At 68.9% G+C, this 18,548-nt stretch carries 13 protein-coding genes; 5 read left to right on the top strand and 8 right to left on the bottom strand.

Annotated features, from left to right (window positions below; genetic code table 11):
* The first annotated feature begins 11 nt into the window (after positions 1-11).
* Both EV137_RS07515 and EV137_RS07520 read left to right on the top strand, forming a co-directional pair.
* Positions 12-1,715, top strand: a complete 1,704-nt coding sequence (locus tag EV137_RS07515) for a right-handed parallel beta-helix repeat-containing protein (protein WP_238175152.1) — start codon at positions 12-14, stop codon at positions 1,713-1,715.
* 129 nt (positions 1,716-1,844) lie between these two features.
* Entirely contained in the window at positions 1,845-3,431 is a 1,587-nt protein-coding gene (locus EV137_RS07520; RefSeq protein WP_238175153.1) for a right-handed parallel beta-helix repeat-containing protein, read from the top strand.
* 106 nt (positions 3,432-3,537) lie between these two features.
* Here the strand turns inward: EV137_RS07520 and EV137_RS07525 are convergent, their stop codons facing one another.
* From EV137_RS07525 to EV137_RS07550, 6 genes are read right to left on the bottom strand one after another with little or no spacing between them, the layout of a single operon-like run.
* Positions 3,538-4,920: a mannitol dehydrogenase family protein gene (locus EV137_RS07525; protein ID WP_134127402.1), complete on the bottom strand. Its 1,383-nt coding sequence runs from the start codon at positions 4,918-4,920 to the stop codon at positions 3,538-3,540.
* Positions 4,917-5,762 carry an ABC transporter permease gene (locus EV137_RS07530; RefSeq protein WP_134127404.1) on the bottom strand — a complete coding sequence of 282 codons (846 nt, stop codon included), beginning with the start codon at positions 5,760-5,762 and terminating at the stop codon, positions 4,917-4,919. The genes EV137_RS07525 and EV137_RS07530 overlap by 4 nt, the downstream gene beginning before the upstream one ends.
* On the bottom strand, positions 5,759-6,637 hold the full coding sequence (locus EV137_RS07535; protein WP_134127406.1) for an ABC transporter permease: 879 nt from the start codon (positions 6,635-6,637) through the stop codon (positions 5,759-5,761). The genes EV137_RS07530 and EV137_RS07535 overlap by 4 nt, the downstream gene beginning before the upstream one ends.
* Positions 6,634-7,728, bottom strand: a complete 1,095-nt coding sequence (locus tag EV137_RS07540) for an ABC transporter ATP-binding protein (protein ID WP_134127408.1) — start codon at positions 7,726-7,728, stop codon at positions 6,634-6,636. Before EV137_RS07540 ends, EV137_RS07535 begins: the two co-directional genes overlap by 4 nt.
* The gene (locus EV137_RS07545; RefSeq protein WP_134127410.1) at positions 7,725-8,942 is read right to left on the bottom strand and encodes an ABC transporter substrate-binding protein; all 1,218 of its coding nucleotides are present in this window, start codon (positions 8,940-8,942) and stop codon (positions 7,725-7,727) included. The genes EV137_RS07540 and EV137_RS07545 overlap by 4 nt, the downstream gene beginning before the upstream one ends.
* Before the next feature lie 57 nt (positions 8,943-8,999).
* Complete coding sequence (locus EV137_RS07550; protein ID WP_133781896.1) at positions 9,000-9,995, bottom strand: LacI family DNA-binding transcriptional regulator; 996 nt, start codon at positions 9,993-9,995, stop codon at positions 9,000-9,002.
* 142 nt (positions 9,996-10,137) lie between these two features.
* Here EV137_RS07550 and uxaC point away from each other — a divergent pair, with 142 nt between their 5' ends.
* A complete protein-coding gene (gene uxaC / locus EV137_RS07555; RefSeq protein ID WP_134127412.1) occupies positions 10,138-11,550 on the top strand; it encodes a glucuronate isomerase in 1,413 nt (470 codons plus the stop codon).
* 152 nt (positions 11,551-11,702) lie between these two features.
* Positions 11,703-13,124 (top strand): right-handed parallel beta-helix repeat-containing protein, encoded by a 1,422-nt coding sequence (locus EV137_RS07560; RefSeq protein WP_238175154.1) that lies wholly within the window; start codon positions 11,703-11,705, stop codon positions 13,122-13,124.
* On the opposite strand, the gene EV137_RS07565 is transcribed toward EV137_RS07560, so the two are convergent.
* Positions 13,110-14,396, bottom strand: coding sequence for an O-antigen ligase family protein (locus tag EV137_RS07565; protein WP_238175155.1), 1,287 nt, complete (start codon positions 14,394-14,396; stop codon positions 13,110-13,112). The two genes, EV137_RS07560 and EV137_RS07565, sit on opposite strands and share 15 nt — an antisense overlap.
* Complete coding sequence (locus tag EV137_RS07570; protein WP_133999149.1) at positions 14,396-16,021, bottom strand: Wzz/FepE/Etk N-terminal domain-containing protein; 1,626 nt, start codon at positions 16,019-16,021, stop codon at positions 14,396-14,398. The genes EV137_RS07565 and EV137_RS07570 overlap by 1 nt, the downstream gene beginning before the upstream one ends.
* A 176-nt stretch (positions 16,022-16,197) precedes the next feature.
* Between EV137_RS07570 and EV137_RS07575 the strand changes: the two genes are divergently transcribed.
* The gene (locus EV137_RS07575; protein WP_134127416.1) at positions 16,198-18,429 is read left to right on the top strand and encodes a LamG-like jellyroll fold domain-containing protein; all 2,232 of its coding nucleotides are present in this window, start codon (positions 16,198-16,200) and stop codon (positions 18,427-18,429) included.
* Positions 18,430-18,548 lie beyond the last annotated feature (119 nt).

Below are 18,548 nucleotides of genomic sequence, written 5' to 3' on the forward strand. Positions count from 1 at the left end.
AGGAGAGTGCATTGAGGAAGTTGTGGTTCGCAGCGCTCATCGCTGCGGCGGCGGCCGTCGTCACGGTCGCGGTGCCGGTCATCGCAGGAGAGAACAAGGCGACGACCGCGGCGAAGTCCGAGCAGGCCGCGTCTCGCGTGCTGCCCTCGCACAGCCCGGGTAAGACCACCACGGCGAAGCCCGGTACGAGCCGGCCGAAGACCACAGCTACGACCGTGCCACCGAAGAAGCCAGGTACGACGCCGCATCCGACCCGCAAGCCGACCACGTCGGCGGCGCCGAGCAAGCCGGTCGAGCCCAAGCTCCCGAAGCCGCCCGGCGTGGACTCCGACGAGGCCGGCCCGGCCGTCGCCGGGCCGTGCGTCGGCACGGTGATCAAGCCCGGTCAGAACGCCCAGTCGATCGTGAACTCCAAGCCGGCCGGTACGACGTTCTGCTTCGCGGCAGGCCTGCACCGGATCACCGACACGATCCGCCCGAAGGCGAACCAGGTGCTGGCGAGCGCGCAGCGCGCCGTACTCACCGGGTCGGTGCCGCTGAGCGGGTGGGCCAAGTCCGGGTCCGTCTGGGTTGTGCGGGGTGCGCTGCCGTCGGCGTACGGCAAGAGCGGTGAGTGCGAGGACAACAAGGCGAACATCTGCTACTTGCGGGAGCAGTTGTTCCTCGACGACACGCACCTGACGCGGGTCGCGAGTGTCGCGGCGGTCAAGGCCGGCAAGTTCTACGCCGACTACGCGGCGAACGCGATCTACCTCGGCAGCAACCCGACCGGTCACGACATCGAGATGTCGAAGACGGCGACGGCGATCGAGTCGGGCGCGAGCGGCGTGGCCGTGCGCGGCCTCACCATCGAGCACTTCGCCAGCGCACCGCAGGCCGGGGCGCTCGTCTCCGGGCCCGGCTGGAAGGTGACGGCCAACGACGTCCGCTGGAACCACGCGGTCGGTGTGATGCTGGTGAAGGCGAACAGCACCAAGGTCGACAAGAACCTGATCCACCACAACGGCCAGCTCGGCCTCGGGCAGTACAGCTCGGCCGCGGCCGCCGTCACCCGGAACGTGATCAGCTCCAACAACACCGACGGCTTCTGGATCGCCGACTGGGAGTCCGGCGGCATCAAGTCCACCCGCTCCTCGGGCACCGTCAGCGGCAACGTGATCAAGTCCAACCTGGGCATCGGGATGTGGGCCGACGTCGCCGACGACGGCCGGGTGATCAGCGACAACCAGATCGTCGGCAATGCGGCGGACGGCATCCGGTACGAGATCAGCCGCAACGGCACGATCGAAGGCAACACGGTGACCGGCAACGGCTTCGGCACCGGCCGCGGATCCGGTACCTCGCTGTGGGACGGGGGCGGGATCAACGTGAACACCTCGGCCGGGGTCACCATCAAGGGCAACCGGGTGTCGGGCAACGTGAACGGCGTGACGATCCAGTCCCGGACCCGCGGCAGCGGCCCGTGGGGCACCTACCTGCTGCGCGACGTCCGGGTCAGCGGGAACACGATCGAGATGACCGGCGGGACCCAGGCCACCGGCATGGTCCAGAACTCCGGCGCCACGGTGCCGGCCGGTGAAGTGGTCTTCAGTGGCAACAAGTACGTCCTCGACGACCTCGGCACCCAGCGGTTCGCCCGGTTCGGCACCAAGCTCACCGCCGCCGGCTGGCAGGACGCCGGCCTGGACACAGTCGGCAGCTTTCTCGCGAATTGACCGCTTGCCTTTCGCAACATGTTTGTGCGCTACGTATTGCCATGACTACGTGACGTAGGGGTAATCTGCGTACGAAGCCGCGCCATGGGGGGTGCGCTCAGGGCTACCTGTGCCACCGGAGGCTCCGCTATGAGAACAGCAGTCGTTGCAGTTGTTGCAGTCGGCACCAGTCTGGTTGCCGTCAGCCCCCTGCCTGCGCAGGGCGCCCTCACTCCACCTGCAACCATTCCACCTACCGCCGCTCCGTCCGCCACCGTTCCGCCGGCCGATGGCACGTTCCGGACCGGTCCCGCGGTGGCGCCCGCCTGCAGCGGTGTGCCGATCCGTACCAGCGACAACGCCGCCCGGATCGTCGAGGACGCCCCGACCGGGACGACGTTCTGCTTCACACGCGGCTGGCACCGGATCACCGAGACGATCCACCCGAAGGCGGACCAGGTGCTCGCCGGCAACGACGGCGCCGTACTCACGGGATCGATCAGACTCACCAAATGGACGCCGAACAACGGCGACTGGGTGACCACCGGAGCTCTGCCACCGGCGTACCCGCAGACCGGGCAATGCGAGGACAACACGGCGAACACCTGCTACCTGGGCGAGCAGCTGTTCCGGGACAGCAAGCACCTGACCCGGGTGGCAACCCGCGACAAGGTTGCCCCTGGCACCTTCTACGCCGACTACGCGGCGAACGCGATCTACCTGGGCAGCGACCCGGCCGGGCACTCGATCGAGATGTCGAAGACGCAGACCGCGATCGAGTCCGGCGCGACCAATGTGACCGTCCGCGGGCTGACGATCGAGCACTTCGCCACCCCGCCGCAGGGCGGTGCGGTGGTGCTCGGCCTGGGCTGGAAGGTGATCGCCAACGACATCCGCTGGAACCACGGGGTCGGCGCGATGCTGGTGAACGCGGACGGCGCCGTACTCGAGAGGAACCACATCCACTCGAACGGCCAGCTCGGCATCGGCCAGTACAGCACGCTGAAGGCAACCATTGCCGCCAACGAGGTCAGCTACAACAACACCGACGGCTTCTGGATCGCGGACTGGGAGTCCGGCGGGATCAAGACCACCTGGTCCAGCGGCGGCTGGGTGAGCGGCAACCTGATCCAGTACAACCGCGGCGTCGGGCTGTGGAGCGACGCGTACGACGACAGCCGCACCTTCAGCAGCAACCAGATCCTCGACAACGCGGCGGACGGGATCCGCTACGAGATCGGCCGCAACGGCGTCATCGAGGACAACGTGGTGAGCGGCAACGGCTTCGGCACCGGCCGCGGATCCGGTACGTCGCTGTGGGACGGCGGCGGGATCAACGTGAACACGTCGTCGAACGTCCAGGTCCGCGACAACGTGGTGGCGAACAACGTCAACGGGATCGCGATCCAGTCCCGCACCCGCGGCTCGGGCCCGTGGGGCACCAACCAGCTCCGCGACATCGTTGTCTCCGGCAACCAGGTGACGATGCGCGGCGGCACCACCGCGACCGGCATGGTGCAGAACGCCGGCGCGGTCATCCCGCCCGGCGAGGTCACCCTGAACGACAACACCTACATCCTCGACAGCCTCGCCGCCGAACGCTTCCAGAAGACCGGTGAGTGGTACACGGCGAAGGCGTGGCGCACCACCGGCCAGGACACCACCAGCGCCTTCACCCTGGGCAAAGCAATCCTCGACGCCACCGGCATCCTCACCATCCTCCCCACAACCAACTGACCCACTCACAGCCGGATAACGCCTCGTCTGCTCGACGCGGGGCCGGCGGACGACGGTGCCTCTGATCGGGCTGATCCCCACCCCACTCGTCGGACAGGAGAGCCGGTTAGTGGGCCAGGCTGCTGACGTGGTCAATGAGGAGGTCGCGGAAGAGCTGTGAGTCGCGGAGGTCGGGGGTGAAGATGGTGTCCACCGCGAGGAGGGCGTCTACCAGTTTGGTGGGGTCGGTGATGCCTGCGACTGCGGACTTGAGGCGTTCGGACTGGGGGTCGTCGAGCTCCGGGGTCCGTTGGACGTAGACCATCCACGCGGCGACGGCGAGTGCGATCATGCGGGGCTCGGCGCCGGCTGTCAGGCGGTCGCGGACTGTGCCGAGCATCCGGACCGGGAGCTTCACCGAGCCGTCCATCGCGACCTGGCGGGTGCGGTGCTTCAGCGCCGGGTTCTCGAACCGTTCCAGCACGGTCGCGCCGTACGCCGCCAGGTCCAGCCCGTCGGGCGGCGTGAGGGTCGGTACGACGTCGTCGGTCATCAACTGCCGCGCGAGCCCACCCAGCTCCTCGTCGCGGACCGCCTCGGCGATCGTCTCGTACCCGCGCAGCGCACCGAGGTACGCGAGCATCGAGTGCGTGGCGTTGAGCATCCGCAACTTGGCCTGCTCCCACGGCGCGACATCACCGGTGAGTACGGCGCCACCACGCTCCCAGGCGGGACGTGCACCCGCGAAATCGTCCTCGATCACCCATTGCAGGAAGGGTTCCGCGACGACCACGGCCTCGTCCCGTACGCCGAGCAGCCGAGCGGCCTCGTCACGGTCCGCGTCGGTCGTCGCCGGCACGATCCGGTCCACCATGCTCGCCGGGAACCGCGTCCCCTCGAACGACGAGGGAACCTTGCCCAGCGCATCGAAGTACTCCGTCACCAGTGTGCGCAGGAAGGGCCCGTTGGCCACCAGGTTGTCGCAGGAGACGATCGTCAACGGCTCTTCGCGACGGGCGATCGCCGCCGCCAGCTGGCCGACGACCGTGCGCGGCGGGCGGCCGGTCAGGTCGGCCTGGATCTCGGGGTCGTCCAGGTTCAGCCCGGCGCCGGCGGCCCGGTACCCCTTCTCGGTGACGGTCAGCGTCACCACTGACACCGCCGGGTCCGCGATCCGCGCGACCACCGCCTCCGGGTCCTCGGGCACGGTCAGTACCTCGCGGACGCTGCCGATCACCTGAACCGACGGCTCACCGAGACCACGCTCGAGGACGGAGTACAGCCCGTCCTGCGGCGCCAACTGGTCCCGGACCGTGGTGGAGCGCTGGCTCACGCCGGTGATACCCCACCGCGTCTCGCCGGTTTCGACCGCCGCCCGTTCGGTGACGACGGCCTGGTGGGCGCGGTGGAACGCACCGATCCCGAGATGGACGATGCCGACCGACAACGCCTTCGGGTCGACCGCGGGGGCGACGGGGAGGTTGGTGAGACTCAGCCTGCTCGAACTCATTCGGAGGGTTCTTCCTTCACTCGGGCGACCAATTGGGTCGGGTTGACGAAGCGCAGTGCCACCACCAGAAGTACCAGCATCATCGCGGTGTAGATCACGGCCATCGCATCGACGGACTGTTGCGCCCGGATCCCGGCCGCGGACATCGAGTAGTACAACGCGACCACGAGCGTCTGGGAGTCCGGCCCGGCGGTGAGGAACGTCAACTCGAACATTCCGACGGTCCGGACCAGCACCAGGATCGCCGAGGCCAGCAGGCCGGGGACGAGCAGCGGCGCGAGGATCTTCAGGAACACCGCGCGGGTCCCGGCGCCGAGCATCCGGGCCGCGTCCTCGATCCGTGGGTCGACCTGCTCGATGAACGGCGTCATCGTGAGGATCACGAACGGCACCGACGGCACCAGGTTCGCCAGCACGACACCGGACAGGTGCCCCGCGAAACCGAACTTGTAGAGCACGGTCGCGAGTGGGATGCCGTACGTGATCGGAGGCATCAGGATCGGCAGCAGGAACGTCAGGTACACCAGCCGCTTGCCGGGAAAGTTCTTCCGGGCCAGCACGTACGCCGCGGGGGCGCCGACGAGCACCGACAGTACGACGACCAACGCGGACACGAGCAGTGTGACGACGATGACGTGGAACAACGTGAACTCTCGCCACGCGTCGCCGTACCACTGGGTGGTGAAACCGCTCGGGAACCACGTGTCGAACCACTTCTTGCCGAACGAGCTGACCAGCACCGACAGCACGACGCCGGCGAGGTTGACGAAGAAGAACACGACGACGGCCCAGATCACCCAGCCCAACGGGGTGGCGCGAACAGGCCCGAACTTCCGGCTCATCCCTTGCCTCCCGTCGATCCGGTGTAGAGCCGCGACCGCCACACCAGCACGATCGCCACGACGACCAGCTCGACCGCGCCCATCACCATCGCGATCGCCGACGCGTAGGAGTAGTCGTACTGCTCGTATGCCGCCTGGTATGCCGCCAGCGAGATGACACGGGTGGATCCGGCCGGGTTGCCGACCAGCACCGCGGACGGGAACACCGAGAACGCGAGTACGAATGTCAACAAAAAGGTTGTCGCCAATCCGGGTGCCAACAGCGGCAGGGTGATCCGCCGGAACCGCTGCGCGCGGGAGGCGCCGAGAGTCGCCGCGGCCCGTTCGAGCGTCGGGTCGATCCCGGACAGGTACGACAGCACGAGCAGGAACGCGAACGGGAACCCGGTGATGACGAGCGAGAAGAACACGCCCCAGTAGTTGTTCGTCAGGCGGATCGGATTGTCAACAATGTGCAGGCTGAGCAGCACGCGGTTGAGCCAGCCGGTCGGGCCGAGGTAGTTCAGCAGTCCCTGCGCGGTGAGCACGGTCCCGAGGGTGATCGGTACGACGAGGATCGTGGTCAGCAGCCGCTTGCCGCGGAACCGGCCCCGCAGGCGGAACGCGATCGGCACGGCAGCCAGCACGTTCAGCAGCGCCGCGGGGAGCGCGATCTTCAGCGTGGTCGCGATCGTGTCGCGCTGGTACGCGTCGCCGAAGAACTTGTCGTAGTTGGCCAGGACGCCACCGCCCTGCGTGGGCTGGAACGACAGGCTGAGCCCGTACAGGAACGGGTAGACGAACAGCAACAGGACGAAGATCGTGGCCGGGAGCAACAACCACAGGCGGCGGTCGACACCGCGCTCGGCCAGCCGGTGCTGCCAGGTCGCGCTCATGACGGATACACCAGGAGCCGCCCGGGAGTGACGGTCAGCGCCACCTGCTCCCCCGCCTCGACCCGCCGCTCCGTCCGGACGTGCAACCGCACCGGATCCTGCGCCACGCCGTCTTGGACACCGCCGTCCAGAACCACCTCGACCGCCCGTTCGCGGCCCTGGTACTCGACGACCTCGACAAGCCCTTTCACACCTTGATCCGCGAGCTTCACGTCCTCCGGCCGTACGGCGGCGATCACGTCGTCCCCAGGCGCGACAGGCCCCTGCGCGGCCCCACGGATCGCCGTACCGCCGAGATCCACGGTCACCTGGTCACCGTTCAGCTGCGACGCCTTCAGCGGCAGCAGATTCCGGTAGCCCATGAAGTCGGCGACGTGCCACGTCGACGGCTTGGTGTGCACCTCCTCGGGCGTGCCGATCTGCTGCACCTTGCCCTGCCGCATGACGACCAGGCGGTCGGCCATGCTGAGCGCCTCTTCCTGGTCGTGCGTCACGTACACGGTGGTCAAGCCGAGCGACTGGTGCAGCCGGCGGATCTCGGTGCGCATCTCGAGCCGGAGCTTGGCGTCCAGGTTGCTCAGCGGCTCGTCCATCAGCACGAGCGAAGGCTCGAGTACGGTCGCGCGGGCGATCGCCACCCGCTGCTGCTGACCGCCGGACAGCTGGCCGGGCAGCTTGCTCGTGTGCTCGGTCAACTGCACCATCTCGATCGCCTCGGTGGTCCGCCGCTGCACGTCGGACTTCGGCAGGTTGCGCATCCGCAGCCCGAAGGCGATGTTGTCCCGGACGGTCAGGTGCGGGAACAGCGCATAGTTCTGGAACACCATGCCGAAGCCGCGCTTCTCCGGCGGAAGCGTGTCGACCCGCCGATCGTCCTGCCAGATCGAGCCTGCGGTCAGCGGGAGCAGGCCGGCCAGGCAGTTCAGCGCGGTCGACTTTCCGCAACCGGACGGACCGAGCAGGGCGATGAACTCGCCCCGCTCGATGGTCAGGTCGAGCTCGGACAGCGCCGCCGGGGTGTCCGGCGGACCGAAGCGGCGGGTGACACCGTCGAGCCGGAGCTGCTCGAAGTTCGAGGTCGACGAGGTCACGACTTCTTCACCTTGCTGCCGCCCACCTCGCGGTCCCACTTGTCGAAGGCAGCCACCAGCGCCTTCGCGTCCAGCGGTACCTCTGTCGGATTGTCGGCAATCAACTTGTCGTACTCCGGCCGGCCGAACTCCGAGATCGCGTCCTTGCTCTCCTGCGGCGCCTGCGTCAGCTCGACACCCTTGATCGCCGGCCCCGGGTAGAAGTAGCCCTTGTCGTACGCCTTGGCCTGCTGCTCAGGCGTCAGCATGAACTGCAGCAGCTGCAGGATCGCCGCCTGCTTGTCGGTCGACACACCCTTCGGTACGACGGCGTAGTGCGCGTCGGTGACCCAGTGGAAGCCCTGGATCGGCGTGATCGCGGCCTCCTTCGGGACCGTGCCGAGGACGCGCGGGTTGATGTCCCAGCCCGTCGTACTCGCGATGATGTTGGCCGAACCGTTGGCGAGCGCCTTCATCGTGTCGGCGGTGCCGGACGGGTAGAAGTCGACGTACTGGTTGAGTTCCTTGAGGTACGCCCAGGTCTTGTCCCAGCCGTTCACCGGGTCCTTCGGGTCCTTGTCGCCGAGGATGTACGGCAGGCCCATCAGGAAGGTGCGGCCGGGGCCGGAGTTCGCGGGCCGGGCGTACATGACCTTGCCCTTGTTGGCCTTCGCGTAGGCGAGCAGGTCGTCGGCCGTCTTGGGCGGCGACGGGACCTTCGACGGCATGTACTCGAGCAGCGGGCCGGACGGGTAGTAGGTGACCGTCACGCCTTCCTTGCCGCCCAGTTCCTGCATCTTGGCCGCAGGCGGCAGGTAGTCCTTCATACCGGGCAGCCGGTCGGAGTACTTCGTCAGCAGATCGGTCCACAGGCCCTGCTCCCGGCCGGCGGCGAGACCGTCGGTGCCGGTCAGCACCAGGTCGAGGTCGACCCGGTTCGCGTTCTGCTGGGCCTTGATCTTGCCGGCCAGTTCGGGCGCGGGTCCCTTCGAGTACGTGACCTTCGAGATCACGTCAGAGTGCTGCTTGACGAAGTCGTCGATCATCGGTTGGGTCAGCTGCAGATTGCCGGCCACGTCGAGGACGTTCAGCGTCACGGCCTTGGCCGGCTTGTCCGGCACGTCGCCACTGCTGTCGGCGGCGGGTTTGTTCGGCGCCGGGGCGCCGCAGGCGACCAGTACGGCCGACACGGCCAACAGGCCGGTGGCCGCGATCAACTTCCGCTGCAGATGCATCGGGTGTCTCCTCGGATCAAGGGCGGCCCGGCACAGCGTCACGACTGGCCGGGTTGATCACTTCTGTGGTGCTGGTCCGGTCGAGTCCCGGACGATCAGTTCCCCGTGCAGTTCCCCGTGCTTCGGACCTTCGGCCGCGCTGTCGGGGTCGTCGAGCATCGCGAGCAGCAGTTCGACGGCGATCCGGCCGGCCTCCTGCTTCGGCAGCCGGACCGTGGTCAGCGCGGGCCGCGCCATCCTGGACATCGCGATGTCGTCGACCCCGACCACGCTCAGGTCGCCGGGAACCGAGATGCCGCGACTGTGCAGGCGGGCCAGCAGACCGATCGCGACCAGGTCGTTGTAGGCCACGACCGCGGTGGCGCCGGTCGCGACCACCTGGTCGGCGGCCGCCATGCCACCTTCGTACGTCGGCGCGAAGTTACCCACCGGCGCGAGCTCGGCCCGCAGTGCCTCGACCGCGTTCCGCAGGCCGAAACCGCGGTGCTGGGTCGACCAGGATGTCGCCGGCCCACCGACCCACGCGATCCGGCGGTGGCCGAGGGCAACGAGATGCGCGACGGCCTGCCGCATCCCGTCCTCGTTGTCGTAGGCAACCCCCGGCAGACCGACAGCGGTGCGGTTGACGAGTACGACGGTGGTGTCCTGGGCGATCGCCGCCAGCTCCTCGTCACTCGCCCGCGGCGAGCACAGGACGACACCGTCGACCTGCTTGGACAGCGCCCGAACCAGCCCGGCTTCGGCCGCCGGGTCCTCGTCGGTGTCCGCGACGAACACGGCGACGTCGTGGTGGCGGGCACGCGCCTGCACGCCCTTGGTGAGACTGGCGAAGAACGGGTTGGCCAGGTCCGGCACGACCAGGCCGATGGTGCCGGTCCGGCCGGTGATCAGGCCGCGGGCCGCGCGATTCGGCTCGTACCCGAGCTGCTCGACCGCGGCCGCGACGCGGGCCCTGGTGGTCGCATTGACCATGCCGGGCAGCGAGAGCGCACGCGAGACCGTCGACGGCGATACGCCGGCCAGCCGCGCCACATCCCGGATCGTTGCCGCCATGGTCATCTCCTCAGGGGTCGCGGATGAGTCTGCAATCGGTTGCAGTTTGTGTCAAGCGGTCACCCAACGGACGCTGCCTTGTGCTGACAAGCGGCGGCTGCAATCCTTTGCAGAACACGTTTCAGCCCACATCGGAGGACCCATGCCGAAGGCCCTGCAGCCTCATCCGGACCGCGCCCTGCCGGCAGGCGCCGCGCGGGACGTCGCCCGCCGGATCCACGCCTCGACGAAGGACCTGCCGCTGCTGTGCCTGCACGGTCACGTCGACATCGGGCTGTTCGCCGACGACGCACCGTTCGGCAACCCCGCCGAGCTGCTGGTCGTACCGGACCACTACGTGACCCGGATGCTGATCTCCCAGGGCGTCTCCCCCGACAAGCTCGGACTCCCCCGTCGCGACGGTCGTCAGACAGCCGAGCCGCAGGAGATCTGGCGGGAGTTCTGCACCAACTGGCACCTGTTCCTCGGCACGCCGAGCCGCTACTGGCTGGAGCACGAGTTCGCCGAGGTCCTCGGCCTCACCGTGCACCCGTCCGCTGAGACCGCCGACGAGCTGTACGACCAGATCATGGCCCGCATCGCGGAGCCCGAGTTCCGGCCGCGAGCGCTGCTGGATCGCTTCAACATCGAGCTGATCTCCACCACCGACGCGGCGACCGACGACCTCGCCCAGCACGCGAAGCTCGCCGCGGACCTGCCGGGCCGAGTGGTCCCGACCTTCCGGCCGGACGCCGTCGCCCACGTCGACCGGGACGGCTGGCCCGCGCTGATCGCGCAGCTCGGCGCGCTGGCCGACGTCGACACCTCGACGTACGACGGGTTCCTGCAGGCGATCCGGCAACGCCGGCAGGCGTTCGTCGCGGCCGGTGCGCGCGCCACCGACCACGGTCACCTGAGCGCGGCCGCCGTACCGCTGACCGATGCGGAGGCCGGGCGGATCTATGCCCGTGCGTTGAAGGGTGACGGGACGGCCGAGGACGCGGCGGCGTTCGCGGGACACATGCTGTACCAGTCGGCGGTGATGTCGGCCGAGGACGGACTGGTGATGCAGCTGCACCCCGGCGTACTGCGGGACCACGACCCGGCGATCTTCGCGACGTACGGGCCTGACCAGGGACACGACATCCCGGTGGCGACCGAGTTCACGCGGTCGCTGCGACCGGTGCTCGAGCGGTTCGGGCACGCCGAGGGCTTCCGGCTGGTGCTGTTCACCGTCGACGAGACCGTGTACTCACGGGAGCTAGCACCGCTAGCAGGCGTCTACCCCGCCGTGCGGCTCGGTGCGCCGTGGTGGTTCCTGGACAGCCCGGACGGCATGCGCCGGTTCCGCGAGCTCGTGACCGAGACGGCCGGTTTCTACAACACCTCGGGCTTCGTCGACGACACCCGCGCGTACCTGTCGATTCCCGCGCGGCACGACCTCGCTCGCCGGATCGACGCCGGCTACCTGGCCGACCTCGTCGTACAGCACCGGCTGGACGAGGACGACGCCCTGCAGATCGCGAAGGCACTCGCGTACGACCTTGCGAAGGACACGTACCTGTCGAACCGGTAGTCTCACGCAGATCTTGTTCGCCGGGGGCGGGTGAAGGGACCTGGATGAGGCGTGGGGTTGTCGCGGCTGCTGGTGCCGCGCTGTTGCTGTTGTCGGGCTGCACGGATTCAGAGGGCTCTCCCGAGCCCTCCAGGCCCGCGCCGACAGTCACGGTGACGGTTCCGACGGCTCCTCCGGCCGCGGCTGCCGCTGTGCTCGGGCCGACGGGCCCGAGTACAGCGAAGCCCTGTAGCGGAACGGCTATCGAGGTCGGCGTCGACCCGCAGCCGATCATCGACGCCACCCCGGCAGGCACCACGTTCTGTTTTGCGAAGGGTGTCCACCGCCTCACGCGAGCGATCCAGCCCCGCGAGGGCGATACGCTCGCGGGCGCGCCGGGCGCCGTACTGAGCGGTGCCGTCCGACTGACCGGATGGAAGCGGGCCGGGAACGCCTGGACAGTGCAGGGCGTGCTGCCCGCCGCGTACCCGCTCAAGGGCCAGTGTGAGGACGACAAGACCAAGCCGTGCCAGCTCGGCGAGCAACTGTTCCTCGACGGCAACCACCTGACCCGCGTGATGAGCCTGAGCCAGGTGAAGCCGGGCACGTTCTTCGCCGACTACCAGGCCAACGCCCTCTACCTGGGCGACGACCCGACCGGACACGTCACAGAGATGTCGCGCACCCAGACCGCAATCGACAAGTCGGCCGACAACGTGACCGTGACCGGCCTGACGATCGAGCACTTCGCCAGCCGCCCGCAGGCGGGCGCGTTGCAGGCCGGCAAAGGCTGGAAGGTGACCGCCAACGAGGTCCGGTGGAACCACGCCGTCGGCATCATGGTGATCGAGGGCGACAACGCCGAGGTCAGCCGGAACACGGTCGCGGACAACGGACAGCTCGGCATCGGCCAGTACAAGTCCGCCGGCGTCCGGATCAGCGCGAACCTGGTCACCCGCAACAACACCGACGGGTTCTGGATCGCGGACTGGGAGTCCGGCGGGATCAAGTCCACCAGGTCGTCCGGCGAGGTCAGCGGCAACGACATCGTCGCGAACCGCGGCATCGGGATGTGGAGCGACATCGCGGAGTACGACCGCCGGATCACCGGGAACCGGATCCGCGACAACGCCGCGGACGGCATCCGGTACGAGATCAGCTACGCCGGCGTCATCGACCAGAACGTCGTACAGCACAACGGTTTCGGCACCGGCCGCGGCTCCGGCGGCTCGCTCTGGGACGGCGGCGGCATCAACGTCAACACGTCGTCCGACGTACAGGTCCGGGGCAACCTGATCCAGGACAACCGCAACGCGCTGTCGATCCAGTCCCGCACGCGCGGCGAGGGTCCGCGCGGTACCTACGTCCTGCGCAACGTCCTCGTCGAGGGCAACCTGGTCGTGATGACCGACGCCGCCTCGTCCCTCGGTGTGGTGGAGAACAAGCGCTCCCCCGCGCAACCTGGCGCCATCACGTTCCGCCGCAACAGCTACCGCGTCTCCGGGGGCGCCGATCGCTTCGCGTACCGCGGCAAGACGATGACCTGGTCCGAGTGGCAGCAGTCCGGCTTCGACCAGGACTCAGTGAGTAGCTGACACGCGTCTTCGCTGCCGTAGCCGGTCGCCGTCGCAGATCGCGGCGGCCACCAACAGGTGCACGGTCATCGAGGACAGGTCTGACAGGCCGCTCTCGTTGAGCGAGGCGGCCGTGACGTACCCGAGCAGCAAGGCGCCACAGGCCCGGACGTACGGCGTCGGCGCGCGCAGGACCGACACCCACGCCGCGATCAGCGCCACCGCGACGATCGCCACGGCCAGCAGCCCGGTCTCCCAGTAGAGCCCGAGCCAGCTGTTGTCGATCGCCATCACGTCGACATCGCCTTCACCACGGGTGAGCAGCACGCGCTTGTTGCCGAGTCCGTGGCCGATGATCGCGGTCTGGATCGACACCTTCTCGTCCAGGACCGCCTGCCAACTCGTCGTACGGCCGCTCAGCGACGTGATCTGCTGCGTGCCCTGGCCGCGCAGCAGCCAGGTGTGCAACGAGCCGATGGTCAGGAACGCGACGCCGAGCAGCCCCGGTACGGCGAGGCACGCGATCCGGCCGAGCCACGTCTTCCGGGTGATGATCAGTGCGATCACGAGCCCACCTGCGACCGCGGCGGCCGACGTACGGGTCCGGCTGGCCGCGATCAGGACGCCGCCGAGGCCGATCAGCACCACCGCGGGCAGCGTGGCCAGCTTCCGGCAGACCAGGCCGATCAGCGCCAGCCCGAGCAGGATCGCGCCGACCTCGCCGACGCGCGGCGGCAGCATCGGGATGATGACGCCCTGCAGCCGGTACCCGGCGCCGAGGGACCGCAGCGGCCGCCACGCCTGCGACGGCGCATAGGCCAGACTCAGTACGACGGTTGCCGCCAGCAACAGGTGGGCCAACAGATGCGCGCGGACCAGCCGCTCCGGCACCTGCACCAGCGGCCCCCATAACAGGAACAGCAGCACCAGGCCGATCAGGAAGCGCGCCAACCGCGTCAGCGGCCCCATCGGCTCGGCCAGCAGGAACGCCGTCGCACACGCGAACAGCACATACATCACGTACAGCCAGCTGGCCGGATTCACCCGGGTCCGGAACCCGGGCTTTGTCGCGGCCAGTGCGACCATGAAGACCGCTCCGAGCAGCAGCCCTTTCGCGATGCTGTTCGTGGACCCGGTCGTGCCCTGCGGGGCGGCCACCCGCGACGACCAAGGCTGCACGCCGAGCACGAACAGGCACCACAGCATCAGCCAGAACCAGGCCGGCCGCTCGCTCTCGCCGGCGACCGTGCCCGGCACCGCGGGGGCCAATCGCGTCCCGGAAGCCATGGACATCAGCGCATCGTCGGCGTACCCGCGTCCAGCGGCTTGTAGTTCAGCGGGATCCCGAGCGTCTCGTCCTGCGTCGACGTGCCGATCAGTACGACGCCCAGCACCGGAGCGCCGGCGAACTGCAGGGCGCCCGTCAGCCGCGCGACGTCCATCTCCTTGTCGAGACCGACCTGCACCACGAGCACCGACGCATCGACCGCCGCGGCGAGCGGCGTGATGCCGTGCCGCCCGACGGAGGCCGGGCCGTGGACCACCACGGAGTACCCGGGCGGCAGGTCGGCGACGATCCCCGGGACCAGCGACGGGCCTACCGCCTCGGCCGTCTCCTCGTGGTTCAGCCCGGGCGGCAGCACGTACAGGTCCGCGACGGTCCCCGGCCGGAACAGCTTCCGGGCTCGGATCGCACGGGTCGCGGCCGGCTCGTTGACCAGGTCGGTGAGGCCCTCGTGCCCGGTGAGATGCGGGAGCACCGGCGTACCTTCGATGTCAGCCAGCACCAGCAGCGTCTCGCGGCCGTCGCGGGCGTTCGCCTCGGCCATCGCCAGCGCGATCCCCGCCGAGTTCGGAGTCGGGGACGCCGACACGACCAGCAGCGCGCCCGGAGAGCCGGCCGCGAACGCGCGCGGGTTCAGCTCGCGCCGCGCCAGCGCACCGCTCGCCTCGGCGCCGAGCGCGGTGATCTCGTACTGCGGGAGCTCCGGAGCGGATCGCTGCCACACCCGTCGCCGATACCCCTCGGATGCGGCGATCACCGGCGCGGACGATGCCCGTGCCGCTTGGTCGCGAGTCAGGATGTACGGCGTCAGATGCGACCGCAGGAGCGCGAGGCCGAAGCCGAGGACCAGTCCGAGGATCCCGCCGACGAGGATGTCGCGGGCAACCATCGGCGACGAGCTGGCGGTGTCGGTCGTCGCCGGCGTGACCAGCTGGCTCCCGGAGCCGACCGTCGACAGCGCCTTCAGCATCGCGGCGGCGTCGTCCGCGGCCTGCCGGGCCTCGGTCGCCAGGCCGACGCGCTGGTCGCGCAGTGCTGCCGCGGTCTGGTTGTCGCCGCGACCGACGGCTTCGTCGATCTGGCTGACCAGGCTGCGGGACTGCGTGGTCGCCGTCTTCGACCGGGCCTGGGCCTGCTCGGCCAGGTTGGTCAGCAGCGCCTTGGCCTCGGAATTGCGCTGCGCCAGGTAGATCGCGGAGATCGCGTTCGCCCGGTCGACCGCCTTCTGCGCGGTCGGGCCGTCGGTGGTGACCAGGTAGGCGTTGTCGGTGACGGCCTTCACCCGCGTCACCGCGGCCAGGTCCTGGATGGTCTGGTCGTTGTCCGGCATGCCGAGCGCCTTGACGACGGCCTTGAGCAGCGTCGGGCTGGCCATCACCCGCGCCTGGGTCTCGGCCGGGAGGTCCATTCCCAGCGGGCCGCTCTTGTCCGCGGACGTGGACAGCTTGCCGACGAGCGCCGGCGGCACCGCCGGACCGATCACCAGCTGGCTCGAGGCGGTCCAGCGCTCGGTCTGGGAGAGCGCGAACACGGAGGCGCCGAGCAGTCCGAGCAGGATGCAGCCCAGGATCAGCCATTTCTGCCGCAGCAGTGACTGAGCGGTTTCCCGCCAGACCACGGTGCCCGGTTCCATGCCCACCTCCAATTCGGCGCAGCCTCACTCTGTTCGGCGCCGGCGACCCAGGATATCCACAGGTCCGGACCGGGTGCTCACGCGATGTGCTCGCTGTGCCCTACTCTCTTCCGGGGGGATATCTGAGGTATCAGGCGCCTCGTGCGCCGATCATGTCCAAGGGGGGACATCACCACATGACGAAACGACGGCTGTTCACACGGCTGGGGGTCGTAGGGACGGCACTCGCCGTCGCAGCAACCGTGCTGAGCGCGGCACCGGCGCAGAGCGTCGAGGCTTCGCTCGCGGCAACCAACAGCTCGACCTGGCAGACCAACGCCAGCGTCCAGGGTCTCGCGGTCGCCGCGGGCACGGCGTACGCCGGAGGACGCTTCACCAGCGTCCGCCCGCCGGGCGCCGCGCCCGGAACCGGTGAGATCGCCCAGGCGTACCTGGCGGCCTTCGACGCGGCCACCGGCGCACTGGTCAGCACGTTCAACCCGGTGCTGAACGGCCAGGTCTACGCGGTCGCCGCCTCCGCGGACGGCTCCCGGATCTTCGTCGGCGGTGACTTCACCACGGTCAACGGCCAGACGCGGAACCGGATCGCCGCCTTCGACACCGCCACCGGCGCCTTGGTGGCGAACTGGAAACCGTCCGTTTCGTACCGCGTCAAGTCCATCGCGGTCTCCGGTACGACGGTGTACTTCGGCGGCTCGTTCGGCCTGGTGAACGGCGTGGACCGCCTGCGGCTGGCGGCCGTCACCACCGACACCGGCACGTTGTTGCCCTGGGCGCCCGCGGTCAACGGCGACGTGTACGCGGTGGACGCCGCCGATGACGCGTCCAAGGTGTACGCCGGTGGTCAGTTCAGCACCGTCAACGGCACCATGCAGAACACCGTGACGAGCCTCGATCCGGTCACCGGCGCCGTCCTGCCCTTCCCCGGTGCATCCGCCGTACCGCCGCCGAACGGGTCGTGCACGACCCGGGTGAAGACGATCGACGCCAGCGGCGACACCGTGTACTTCGGCAACGGCGGTGACGGCGGCGGGTGTTTCGACGGCACCTGGGCGGCCGACATCGCGACCAACACGCTGAAGTGGAAGAACCAGTGCCTGGGCGCGACCGAGGCGGTCAAGGTCGTCAACGGCTGGCTGTACAAGGGCTCGCACGCGCACGACTGCGCCAACCAGGGCGCCGGCGGCTTCCCGCAGGGCTTCGGGTACCACTTCCTGCTCAGCGAGAAGCTGACCGACGGCACGCTCGGGCCCTGGTTCCCGAACACCGACGCCGACCCGAACAGTGTCACCAACGTCGGCCCGCTGGCGTTCGCGACCGGCGGCAACGACCTGTGGGTCGGCGGCGACTTCCTGAACGTGAACGGCACCGGCCAGCAGGGCCTGACCCGCTTCACCAACGCCGCCCCAGGCGCGGCCCCGGCCAAACCGGCCAAGCTGCTCCCCTACAGCGTCCAGCCCGGTGTCGTGCAGATCCACTTCCCGACCGTGGTCGACAACGACGACAGCACGCTGACCTACCGGCTGCTCAAGGGCTTCAGCAACACCACGATCGCGACCTGGACGGCCAGGTCCACGCCGTGGGACCGGCCGTGGCTGAGCTACACCGACACCTCTTCGGCGCCGGGTGAGGTCACCAACTACCGCGTCGAGGTCACCGACGGCAGTACGACGGTCCGCGGCAACTACTCCGACCAGATCACGGTCGCCTCGGCCGCGTCGACGGCGTACGACCAGATCGTCAACGCGGACGGGCCGCAGGCGTACTGGCGACTCGGCGAGCCGGCCGGTACGACGACCTCGGTCGACGCCTCGGGGCAGAGCAACAACGGCACGTTCACCGGCGTGACGCTGGGCGGCGCCGGCGCGATCGCGGGCAACACCGCGATGACGACCAGTTCGACCAGCGGACGGATGGTCGGCGAGAAGGCGTACAGCATGCCGCAGCAGTTCACGGTCGAGGCCTGGGTCAAGCAGAGCGGGTTCAACCGCGGCGGCCGGATCATCGGCTTCGGCAACTCGAAGACCGGGAACAGCGGCGGTGGCGGCGACCGGATGCTGTACATGCGGACCAACGGCTCGATCGTCTTCGGCGTGAACGACGGCTCGCAGCGGACATTGACCAGCCCGTCCGGCAAGAACGACGGCCTGTGGCACCACGTGGTCGGCAGCTACGACGGCACCGGCAGCACTGGAATGATGAAGCTGTACGTCGACGGCGTACTCAGCGGGAGCGCCTTGGTCGGCTCGGCGTCGGTGTACTACGGCTGGTGGCGGGTCGGGTACGACCTCACCAACTCGTGGCCCGGTGGTGGAGCGACCCAGACCGGAATGGGTATCGACGAGGCGGCCGTCTACCCGTACGCACTCACCCCCGTACAGGTCCAATCCCACTATGCAGCAAGGTGAAAAGGCGTCTTTCTGCAAGATCTGACACAAACTCATAACGCGGGTGGGAGGTCCGCTTCCGGTGGGCCTCCCACAGCGGTAATGTCCGCCGCTGGTGCGTGATGAGGCACGCACTGTTA

The organism is Kribbella pratensis (assembly GCF_004366075.1).
Classification (GTDB): Bacteria; Actinomycetota; Actinomycetes; order Propionibacteriales; family Kribbellaceae; genus Kribbella; species Kribbella pratensis.

Excerpts from the sequence above, each read along its gene's own strand:
- EV137_RS07520 (WP_238175153.1), top strand. The coding sequence starts at position 1,845 with ATGAGAACAGCAGTCGTTGCAGTTGTTGCAGTCGGCACCAGTCTGGTT.
- EV137_RS07525 (WP_134127402.1), bottom strand. The coding sequence starts at position 4,920 with ATGAGTTCGAGCAGGCTGAGTCTCACCAACCTCCCCGTCGCCCCCGCG.
- EV137_RS07530 (WP_134127404.1), bottom strand. The coding sequence starts at position 5,762 with ATGAGCCGGAAGTTCGGGCCTGTTCGCGCCACCCCGTTGGGCTGGGTG.
- EV137_RS07535 (WP_134127406.1), bottom strand. The coding sequence starts at position 6,637 with ATGAGCGCGACCTGGCAGCACCGGCTGGCCGAGCGCGGTGTCGACCGC.
- EV137_RS07545 (WP_134127410.1), bottom strand. The coding sequence starts at position 8,942 with ATGCATCTGCAGCGGAAGTTGATCGCGGCCACCGGCCTGTTGGCCGTG.
- EV137_RS07550 (WP_133781896.1), bottom strand. The coding sequence starts at position 9,995 with ATGGCGGCAACGATCCGGGATGTGGCGCGGCTGGCCGGCGTATCGCCG.
- uxaC (WP_134127412.1), top strand. The coding sequence starts at position 10,138 with ATGCCGAAGGCCCTGCAGCCTCATCCGGACCGCGCCCTGCCGGCAGGC.
- EV137_RS07565 (WP_238175155.1), bottom strand. The coding sequence starts at position 14,396 with ATGTCCATGGCTTCCGGGACGCGATTGGCCCCCGCGGTGCCGGGCACG.
- EV137_RS07570 (WP_133999149.1), bottom strand. The coding sequence starts at position 16,021 with ATGGAACCGGGCACCGTGGTCTGGCGGGAAACCGCTCAGTCACTGCTG.
- EV137_RS07575 (WP_134127416.1), top strand. The coding sequence starts at position 16,198 with ATGACGAAACGACGGCTGTTCACACGGCTGGGGGTCGTAGGGACGGCA.